Here is an 8,609-nt window from a genome sequence, read left to right on the forward strand (position 1 = left end):
ACAGGTGCAATCGTTGGTTACCAACCATTTGGTGGCTTCAACATGTCAGGTACAGATTCAAAAGCAGGTGGCCCAGACTACCTACAACTGCATATGCAAGCAAAAACAACTTCAGAAATGCTTTAATTTTCACACTGACGTGAGGGCTATTCAAAGTAAGTAGAAATTGAGGCATTTTGAATAAATTTGTGACACTTCTCCAGGTAACGCTACCCTGGCTAAAACCGTAAACTTTCATGACGTAGTTTATCTTGGAGAAGTTAGCAAATTTCTCGTTTGAATTGTTGCTATATTCTTAATCATTCTACTTATAGTGATACATAGTCCCTTTCTTTTATAATGATGATTAGTAAGGAGAGAATAGGATATGACAAAAACTCAACAAGTTATTGAACAAACACAAAATTTTGGTGCGGCAAACTATCATCCACTGCCAATCGTTATTTCAGAGGCTGAGGGTGCTTGGGTTAAAGATCCAGAAGGTAACAAATATTTAGATATGTTATCTGCTTATTCAGCAGTAAACCAAGGACATCGTCACCCAAAAATTATCGCTGCTTTAAAAGAGCAAGCTGATAAAGTAACGTTAACTTCACGTGCTTTCTATAGCGAAAATCTTGGTGAATGGTATGAGCTAGTAGGGAAATTAACAAATAAAGAAATGGTATTACCGATGAATACGGGTGCTGAAGCAGTAGAAACTGCGTTTAAAGCAGCTCGACGTTGGGCATATGATGTAAAAGGCGTAGAAGAGGGTAAAGCTGAGGTTATTGCATGTAATGGTAACTTCCATGGTCGTACAATGCTAGCTGTATCTTTATCTTCTGATGAAGAATACCGTCGTGGTTTTGGTCCAATGCTACCAAATGTTAAATTAGTAGATTATGGTAATCTGGAAGCTTTAAAAGCTGCTATTACACCAAACACTGCTGCATTTTTAATTGAGCCAATTCAAGGTGAAGCGGGTATCGTAATTCCAACAGAAGGCTTCTTAAAAGCAGCTCGTGAACTTTGCCGTGAAAACAATGTACTATTCATTGCTGACGAAATTCAAGCTGGTTTAGCACGTACAGGTAAAATGTTTGCTTGTGATTGGGAAGAAGTAGAACCAGATATGTATATCTTGGGTAAAGCTCTAGGTGGCGGCGTGTTCCCAATTTCTTGTGTGGCTGCAAACCGTAGTATTTTAGGTGTATTCAACCCAGGTTCACATGGTTCAACTTTTGGAGGTAATCCTTTAGCTTGTGCAGTTTCAATTGCATCTATTAAAGTATTATTAGATGAAAAATTAGCAGAGCGTTCACACGAACTTGGTGAATACTTCAAAGGTAAATTAAAAGAAATTAACAACCCAGTTATTAAGGAAGTACGTGGTCGTGGTTTATTTATCGGTATGGAGCTAACAGAAGCAGCTCGTCCATACTGTGAAAAACTTAAAGAATTAGGTCTATTATGTAAAGAAACACATGATACAGTGATTCGTTTTGCACCACCACTTGTTATTTCTCAAGAAGATTTAGATTGGTCAATTGAACAAATTGAAAAAGTATTTAAACTTTAACAAAATGTTCACATTTTAATTCGGAAGTATGTTACAATGATGCCGATAACTATCATTAAAAAAAACAAAGAGGCGATTTAATAATGTCTGAAAACTTAAATCTTTTCACATCAACACAAGATGTCATTCAAGATGCTCTAAATAAACTTGGCTATGATGAAGCAATGTATGAATTACTAAAAGAACCGCTTCGCATGCTACAAGTACGTATTCCAGTGAAAATGGATGATGGTACAACAAAAGTATTTACTGGTTACCGTGCACAACATAATGATGCTGTAGGACCAACTAAAGGTGGGGTTCGTTTCCACCCACAAGTGTCTGAGGAGGAAGTTAAAGCGCTTTCAATGTGGATGACATTGAAATGTGGTATTGTCGATCTACCATACGGCGGTGGTAAAGGCGGTGTCATTTGTGATCCACGTCAAATGTCAATGGGCGAAATCGAACGTTTAAGCCGTGGCTATGTTCGTGCGGTAAGTCAAATCGTAGGACCAACAAAAGATATTCCTGCGCCAGACGTATTTACAAATGCACAAATTATGGCATGGATGATGGATGAATATAGCCGCATGGATGAATTCAACTCTCCAGGCTTCATCACTGGTAAGCCACTAGTACTTGGTGGTTCTCAAGGTCGTGACCGTGCGACTGCACAAGGTGTTACAATCGTAATAGAAGAAGCAGCAAAAAAACGTGGTATTGATATTAAAGGTGCTCGTGTTGTTATTCAAGGATTTGGTAACGCAGGAAGCTTCCTTGCGAAATTCATGCATGATTTAGGTGCGAAAGTAATCGGTATTTCAGATGCTTATGGTGCACTTCATGATCCTGAAGGTTTAGATATCGACTATTTATTAGATCGTCGCGATAGCTTCGGAACAGTAACTACTTTATTTGAAAACACAATTTCTAACAAAGAATTATTAGAGCTTGATTGTGATATTTTAGTACCAGCTGCTATTGAAAACCAAATTACTGCTGACAATGCACATAATGTAAAAGCAAGTATCGTAGTAGAAGCAGCAAATGGTCCAACAACAGCTGAAGCAACTAAAATCTTAACAGAGCGTGGCATTTTACTTGTACCAGACGTATTAGCCTCTGCAGGTGGGGTTACAGTTTCTTACTTTGAATGGGTGCAAAATAACCAAGGTTATTATTGGACAGAAGAAGAAGTGGAAGAGCGTCTATACAAAAAAATGGTCGAAGCATTTGATAATGTATATACAACAGCAACAACACGTAACATCAACATGCGCTTAGCAGCTTACATGGTAGGTGTTCGCCGTACTGCAGAAGCTTCTCGCTTCCGTGGTTGGGTTTAAGTAAAATTAAGATAATGAGTCATTCCTATATTAATGGGATGACTCATTTTTTTCATTTTTATTCGATTGAAGAAGGTGGTCTAGGCGCTGTTCTAGTAGCATCTTTTTTTCGTTCCTTATTTTTTGGATTTTAAAAAATCTTAGCAGAAAAAAGCCCGAAATTATAGTTATGACAACAATTATAATAATAAGCATGTGCAAAAATTCCTTTTATTTTATGTAATGTCTAGTACTATACAACTATTGCCTGAACAAAATCTAAACAACTTGAAAAAACGCCTTCGAAATAGCAAAGTGTTGACAGCGTTTAATCTTTGCTTTCTCTAGCGTAATTATGAGAAAATCCAACTAGAAAGGGGCGAATTAGATGGATTCATTTACTTTTTTTAACCCAGTGAAACTACATTTTGGTGAGGATGCACTTGAAAAATTACCGAAAGAATTAGAGCAATTTGGAAACAAGGTATTAGTTGTATATGGTGGCGGAAGTATTAAATTGAATGGTGTATATGATGCTGTTATCGAGAAATTACAACAGGCGGATAAGACTGTATTTGAATTAGGTGGTGTAGAGCCAAATCCACGAGTGGAAACAGCTAGACGAGGTATTGAGATATGCAAAACAGAAGGAATTGACTTGGTTCTTGCTGTGGGTGGTGGTTCAGTAATCGATTGTTCTAAATTAATTGTTGCTGGCGCTAAGTATGATGGCGATGCTTGGGATATCGTGAAACGTAAAGTGTTTGTAGAACAAGCTATACCACTAGGAACGGTATTAACACTTGCTGCTACAGGCTCAGAAATGAATGCTGGATCAGTGATAACGAATGCTGCTACTGAAGAAAAACTAAGTTGGGGTAGTCCAGCAGCCTTCCCGAAATTTTCAATACTAAATCCAGCATATACAGTGACTGTACCTAAAAATCACACTGTATATGGAATAGTGGATATGATGTCACATGTATTTGAGCAATATTTCCACAATACAACGAATACTCCTATCACAGATGAAATGTGTGAAGGGGTATTGCGAACGGTTATTACGACAGCTCCAAAATTATTAGAGGACCTAGAAAATACGAAGTTACGTGAAACCATTCTATTAGCAGGGACAATTGGTTTAAATGGATTCCTATCAATTGGTTCACGAGGGGATTGGGCATCTCATAATATTGAACATGCCGTATCTGCTGTTTATGACATTCCACATGCAGGTGGTTTAGCCATTCTTCAACCGCATTGGATGCGTTTAAATGTACCAGTAAATCCTGAGCGTTTTGCAGGTATAGCAACACGTGTGTTTGGAGTCGAGGCAACAGGCAAAACAGTAGAAGAGGTTGCTTATGAGGGGATTGATCGTTTATCTGCATTTTGGACATCATTAGGGGCACCTAGTCGTTTGGCAGATTACGATATTGATGATTCGAAATTCCAGCAAATTGTAGATCATGCTATGCAAAATGGCCCTTTTGGCAACTTTAATCGATTGCAAGAGGAAGATGTAAGAACTATTTTACAAAATTCTCTTTAATACATTAAGTATGAGACTATGCTTATAGCCTCATACTTTTTTTATTGCAAGGTTAAGAAAAATTAACGATAAATGTAGAATTTTGTCGTAGAAGTTTCTTTAGTCCTGCAATATAATAAAATAGATAGATAATAAAGGGATTGCAAATACATTTTTCTTTATTTTAAGTGAGTAAAGTCATGTTTTTATTGAGTCATTCAACCTATATTGTAGATTGTTTTACTATAAGGTGATTTATTGAATGACAGAAAAGAATGGTTTTTTGTCGTAATCAGTCAATTCGTGTGTCAATGTTCAGAAGTTGTTCAGCCACCTTTACTAAAATAATTACAATATTAAACAAAGAGGAGAGGGATCAAATGTTGAAACAATTGCTACAGGACCGTATTGTTACATTAAGTTGTATAGAAATGCCATTTCAGCAACATGTTTATAAAATGCAAAATTGTGTAGAAGTATTAGGAATTGAAGCGAAATCATTGCAAATTGAAAATGATAAAATTATCACTGGATACATTGTAGATCAAAGTATATTTTTTAAAAGCGTGCGTTTTGGGCAAACGAATGTTATTTTTTCGGATGGTGTAAATAAAGCAATTGTACAATTATTTGTTCGTCCTTCTGGAGAAATTGTTGTAGAAGTTAAGCCGTATTTGGGGGGTGCTGAGATTGTTCCTGTTTATTATCGAACAATTTTAGCAGATACAGCTATTGCAATTGATTTAAAAGGTGCTTTAAAACATTATTTGGTAGCCCATCAATTCATGAATTTAGAAGATTCAATTGCTGAAGTACATTATCAATCCATGCATCCGAATGTATTAAAGGATTCTTTTGCAGGAAATTTTGTGTTGGGTTGTCATGTGGATGGCAGAAATATTCTCAATGCAGAAGAGTATGCATTAGCTAATCGTCAAGCCTCCTTACAATTTTCAAAAATTGTTATTCATCAGAATGGTAAAAGACAAATGATTGCTTGTAATAAATTACTTACTTTTATGGTTACAAACCATGTTTATGTAGGTTATGAGGATATTCCTAATTTAAAATTAGTCTAACAAATAGCCAACTGCCTGAAATACGGCAATTGGCTATTTGTTTTTATAAAGTATTAAATGGAGTTATTTGGTTTCTCACCAACGTGTATCCAGCTAGCTTTCCCGTCATCCTCGTCGAATAAAATAGCTACTTTAGATACTCCTTTTTGGCTTAGGATTACCTCTGTTAAATGATCACGTACATCATCTAAAAAGGCTAACGATAAAAGCGGATCTGCTTCAGCTACTAATTCTACATGTAAAAACTCTCCTTCTTTAATCACTTCAAGACGCACAATATCTTTTATATTCGGATCATCCATTACGAGGTGAGCGATATGGTTTAACATCTCTTCATCAGTCTCGCCAATGACGCCACGTGCATTATCGAGGAATACCTTACCAACTACATAAAACATCATGACCCCAATTATCATCGAAACTAGCCCTTCTATTCGACCCCAACCTGTAAAATAAGCAATTAAAATAGCAGCAAAGGCTAAGAAGTTGCCCCCAGTAGCAACTAAATCTTCCATAAAAACTAATTTTGTTGCCGGTTTTGCCCTATTCAAGTATGAGAAAGCTTTGGGAATAGCTGCGATACCTGCCTTTTCTTGACCTGCTTCATGTAACACTTCTGAAGCCGCTTTAGCTAGAACCGTCCCTTCTAAAACAATCCCGATGAATAATACTCCTAGGGCGATCAGTATCCCGCTCGACTCTCCTGCGGGATGAATAAAATGATGCCAACCTTCTTTTATTGTTTCATAAGAAAGGATAGCTACAATTATTACGGCAAAAAGGCAAACTAAATTGACAATACGACCGAAGCCACCAGGAAATTGTTTTGTAGGTGCCTTTTTAGAGAGTGCTGAGCCTATATACACAAATAATTGGTTTGCTGCATCGCCTAGAGAGTGCATCATTTCTGCAAACATCGCCACGTTACCTGTAAAGAAAAAGGCGATTCCTTTAATAATTCCTAAAAAGGCATTTACACATGCAGCCATTAGAGAGGGTTTGTTGCCGTCTTTTAGTAGTTTTAATAGTTCTGCCATAAAAAATCCTCCAACTAGTTTAAAATTTCCATTTCGATTTTTTCTATATAAGATAGTGCTCGTAATGAACGATAAAAGGACAACAAATTATCCGAGACGATTAAGGAAAGGCGTAAATCTAACTCATGTAAAACACTATCATTTTTTAAGTGCACATCTTTAATGCGTATATTTTCAATGATAATGTTGTTGTCCTTTAAAAATAATAGAAATGCTTCTGTATGGTTGTCATCATCAATTTGAACTTTTAATAAAATTTCCCGCATACGAATTCGCTTGGGTCCGATTTTCATAAGAAAAGGTGATAGTACTTCAATTCCAAAAACAATGATCACAACAGCTAGTGTTGCATCCATGTAAAAACCTGCACCAACCGCAATACCGATACCAGCGGCTCCCCAGATCATAGCAGCGGTTGTTAAACCCGTAATGCTGTCATTCCCGCGTCTTAGAATGACTCCTGCACCAAGAAAGCCAATTCCACTAACAATTTGTGCTGCTAAACGAAGAGGGTCCATCGTAATATTAATATCTTCTCTAGCGGGGGTTGAGTAGGCTGTTTCAATGGAGATAATCGTTAATAAGCAGCTGAAAGTAGCAATAACTAAACTTGTTTTTAATCCAACTGGTTTTTTCTTTAATTCCCTTTCGATACCGATTACTAAACTTAATGTGGCTGCAATAACTAATTTTATGCCAACTTCATATGTAATCATATTTTCGAATAATGTTTCCATACACAACCCTCCGTTGTTATTTCGTATTGCTAAGAGATATGCAAACTGTCATTATTATATGTGCATCACTTTTTTGTATTGTACAACATGAAGTAAGGACATATAAGTATTTTTTTAGGAAGGTGGGGTTTTTTGGAGCAGCCAAAAATTCATCCATACATCCCAATTGTGATCGGTGTAATTTCAGTATCGATGTCAGCAATTTTTGTGAAATTAGCATCGGCGGAAGCGGGGATTATAGCATTTTATCGCATGCTATTTTCCGTTTTAATCATGGCGCCATGGTTTTTAAAAGGATATACAAAGGAGTTAGCAACTTTAAAAAGACGTGATTGGCTATTTTCTTCAGTTGCTGGGATTTTTTTAGCTTTTCATTTTATATTATGGTTTGAATCACTCAACTATACTTCAGTAGCAAGTTCAACAGTTTTAGTAACGCTACAACCTTTGTTTGCGTTTGTGGGCACTTATTTTTTCTTTAAAGAAAAAATTACGATGAAAACAATCGTAGCAGGATCCATTGCAATAATAGGAAGTGTTTTAATTAGTTGGGGCGATTTTAAAGTAAGTGGAACAGCCTTTTATGGAGATGTACTGGCGCTCGTTGCATGTGCACTTGCAACAGCTTATTTTCTATTAGGACAGGATGTACGTAAAAGATTATCACTTGTGACCTATACAATGGTTGTATATGTTGTAAGTACCATCACTTTATTTATATATGTAATGATTAAAGGGGAATCATTTGGTCCATATTCTTCGATGGATTGGTTATGGTTTTTCTTATTAGCATTAATCCCAAATTTACTTGGTCATACTTTGTTTAATTGGTCAATTAAATATGTTAGTACGAATGTTGTTTCAATTGCTATATTATTTGAGCCTGTAGGAGCTGCTCTTTTAGCTTTGGTGATATTTAAAGAGTATTTAATCATGACACAAATCATCGGTGGATTGATTGTATTAGCAGGAATTCTATTGTTTGTAATAGATATTAAAAAGATTTTTAATTTTTTTATGAAAAATGCTTGATTTTTAAAATGCTATATTATATATTATTACTTGTCCTTAACAAGAAGAAACGCTTGAAAATAAAGTTTTAAAAAGTTGTTGACTTATAGTTAAGAATGAGGTAAGATAATAAAGTCGCTGAAAACGACTTGAATAAAATGAACCTTGAAAACTGAACAGGCAAAACGTAATCAATAAAGTTTTAAGTAGCTAGTTTTACTAGTGAACGAAACACAATTTTGGACATCAAACATGATGCCAGCAAAACAATTTGAGCTAATCAAATTTCTTTTATGGAGAGTTTGATCCTGGCTCAGGACGAACGCTGGCGGCGTGCCTAATACAT

7 protein-coding genes are annotated in these 8,609 nt (G+C 36.1%); 5 read left to right on the top strand and 2 right to left on the bottom strand.

What is annotated here, in order from left to right; all coding sequences use genetic code 11:
- Positions 1-367 precede the first annotated feature (367 nt).
- The 4 genes from RCJ95_RS23520 (at position 368) to RCJ95_RS23535 (ending at position 5,478) form a co-directional block, all read left to right on the top strand.
- Positions 368-1,561 (top strand): ornithine--oxo-acid transaminase, encoded by a 1,194-nt coding sequence (locus tag RCJ95_RS23520; protein WP_004233780.1) that lies wholly within the window; start codon positions 368-370, stop codon positions 1,559-1,561.
- Between the two features lie 83 nt (positions 1,562-1,644).
- Positions 1,645-2,889, top strand: coding sequence for a Glu/Leu/Phe/Val family dehydrogenase (locus tag RCJ95_RS23525; RefSeq protein WP_257520404.1), 1,245 nt, complete (start codon positions 1,645-1,647; stop codon positions 2,887-2,889).
- Positions 2,890-3,256: 367 nt separating this feature from the next.
- Positions 3,257-4,420, top strand: a complete 1,164-nt coding sequence (locus tag RCJ95_RS23530; protein ID WP_257520403.1) for an iron-containing alcohol dehydrogenase — start codon at positions 3,257-3,259, stop codon at positions 4,418-4,420.
- Positions 4,421-4,779: 359 nt separating this feature from the next.
- Complete coding sequence (locus tag RCJ95_RS23535) at positions 4,780-5,478, top strand: hypothetical protein (protein ID WP_257520402.1); 699 nt, start codon at positions 4,780-4,782, stop codon at positions 5,476-5,478.
- Positions 5,479-5,531: 53 nt separating this feature from the next.
- On the opposite strand, the gene RCJ95_RS23540 is transcribed toward RCJ95_RS23535, so the two are convergent.
- Positions 5,532-6,515 (bottom strand): cation diffusion facilitator family transporter, encoded by a 984-nt coding sequence (locus RCJ95_RS23540; RefSeq protein ID WP_312131056.1) that lies wholly within the window; start codon positions 6,513-6,515, stop codon positions 5,532-5,534.
- A gap of 14 nt (positions 6,516-6,529) precedes the next feature.
- Complete coding sequence (locus RCJ95_RS23545) at positions 6,530-7,252, bottom strand: MgtC/SapB family protein (RefSeq protein WP_221681307.1); 723 nt, start codon at positions 7,250-7,252, stop codon at positions 6,530-6,532.
- A 132-nt stretch (positions 7,253-7,384) separates the two neighbouring features.
- On the opposite strand from RCJ95_RS23545, the gene RCJ95_RS23550 reads away from it, so the two are divergent.
- Positions 7,385-8,284, top strand: a complete 900-nt coding sequence (locus RCJ95_RS23550; protein ID WP_312131055.1) for a DMT family transporter — start codon at positions 7,385-7,387, stop codon at positions 8,282-8,284.
- Positions 8,285-8,609 lie beyond the last annotated feature (325 nt).

The organism is Lysinibacillus sp. BSL11, from assembly GCF_052928325.1.